General features: G+C 69.4%; 1 protein-coding gene. It reads left to right on the top strand.

The window, feature by feature from the left end; genetic code table 11:
* On the top strand, positions 1–1,819 hold a 1,819-nt coding region (locus AC1MIR_RS26150; RefSeq protein WP_480031107.1), incomplete at its 5' end, for a PHA/PHB synthase family protein.
* Positions 1,820–1,951 lie beyond the last annotated feature (132 nt).

Below are 1,951 nucleotides of genomic sequence, written 5' to 3' on the forward strand. Positions count from 1 at the left end.
GGCCCGCTTCGTCGCCACGGCCCCGGCGCCCGTCCCGCCCGGCGCAGCGCCGGCACCCGCTGCCGCAACGGCCCCGTGGCCGCCCGCCGCCCCCCCCGCCCCGCCCACCCCCCCCCCCGCCCCCCCCCGCCCGGGCCCCCCGCCCCCCGCCCCCCCGGGGCCGGACCCGCTCAACATCGGCTCCGCCTTCATGGAGATGACGACGCGGCTGATGACCAATCCGGCGCGGCTGATGCAGGCGCAGATCGGCGTCTGGCAGGATTATCTCACGCTCTGGCAGAACACCGCGCGCCGGATGATGGGCGAGCCGCCGAAATCCGTCATCGACGAGGCCAAGTCCGACCGCCGCTTCAAGGACGATGCCTGGCGCGAGAACGAGGTCTTCGACTTCATCCGCCAGTCCTACCTGCTCTCCGCCCGCTTCTTCACCAACGTGGTGCAGAACACCGAGGGGCTGGACCAGAAGACCGCGCAGAAGGTGGATTTCTACACGCGCCAGTTCGTGGACGCGATGAGCCCCTCCAACTTCCTGATGACCAATCCGGAAGTGCTGCGCCGCACCGCCGAGACCGGCGGCGAGAACCTGCTGAAGGGCCTCTCGAACCTGCTCGCGGACCTCGAGCGCGGCAAGGGCCAGCTGCGCATCCGCATGACGGACGAGACCAAGTTCAAGGTCGGCGAGAACATCGCCGTCACGCCGGGCAAGGTGGTGTTCCGCAACGACCTGATGGAGCTGATACAGTATGCGCCGGTGACGGAGACGGTGCTGAAGCGCCCGCTGCTGATCATCCCGCCCTGGATCAACAAGTTCTACATCCTCGACCTCCGCCCGAAGAACAGCTTCATCCGCTGGGCGGTCGAGCAGGGCCACACCGTGTTCGTCATCTCCTGGGTGAACCCGGACGAGAAGCTCGCCGAGAAGGGCTTCGACGACTACATGGACGAAGGCCCCTATGCCGCGCTCGACGCGATCGAGCAGGCGACGGGCGAGCGCGCGGTGAACGTCATCGGCTACTGCCTCGGCGGCACGCTGCTGGCCTGCACGCTGGCGCACATGCAGGCGAGGAAGGACACGCGCATCAGGTCCGCGACCTTCTTCACCACCATGGTGGACTTCGCCGAGGCCGGCGAGCTCGGCGTCTTCATCGACGAGGAGCAGCTGCAGTCGCTCGAGGACAAGATGAGCAGACGCGGCTTCCTCGAAGGATCGGAGATGGCGACGACCTTCAACATGCTGCGCGCCAACGACCTGATCTGGTCCTTCGTGGTGTCGAACTACCTGCTCGGGCAGGAGCCCTTCCCCTTCGACCTGCTCTACTGGAACGACGATTCCACGCGGATGCCGGCACGGATGCACAGCTTCTACCTGCGCCGGATGTACCAGCAGAACGACCTGGTGAAGCCGGGCGGCATCGAGCTGGACGGCGTCGCGCTCGACCTGAGGAAGATCAAGCTGCCCACCTACATCCTGTCCACGCGGGAAGACCACATCGCGCCCTGGAAGAGCACCTATCGCGCGACGCAGCTCTATGCCGGGAAGATCCGCTTCGTGCTGGCGGCCTCCGGCCATATCGCGGGCGTGGTGAACCCGCCCGAGGCCGGGAAATACAGCCATTGGGTCGGCGAGGACCTGCCGGCGGACCCCGATGCCTGGTTCAAGGGCGCGACGGAGCTCTCGGGGTCCTGGTGGCCGGACTGGCAGCGCTGGATCGCCGCGCAGGACAAGGCGCGGGTGCCGGCGCGGATGCCGGGCGAAGGCGCCCTGCCGCCGCTCTGCGCCGCGCCGGGCGACTTCGTGAAGGTGCAGGCGCGGGACTGAGCCTGCGGCAGCGGCCGCTCGGGTCGAGCCGCTCCGCGCTTCCGCCGGGCGGCTACAAGCCGCTCTGATCGCGCCGCGGCGCCCCCCCCGCGCCCCGGCCGGGCCCCCCCCTCGCCCGGGTGCCCCGGCCCC

The sequence above is a fragment of the Falsiroseomonas sp. RANM36 genome (assembly GCF_056682175.1).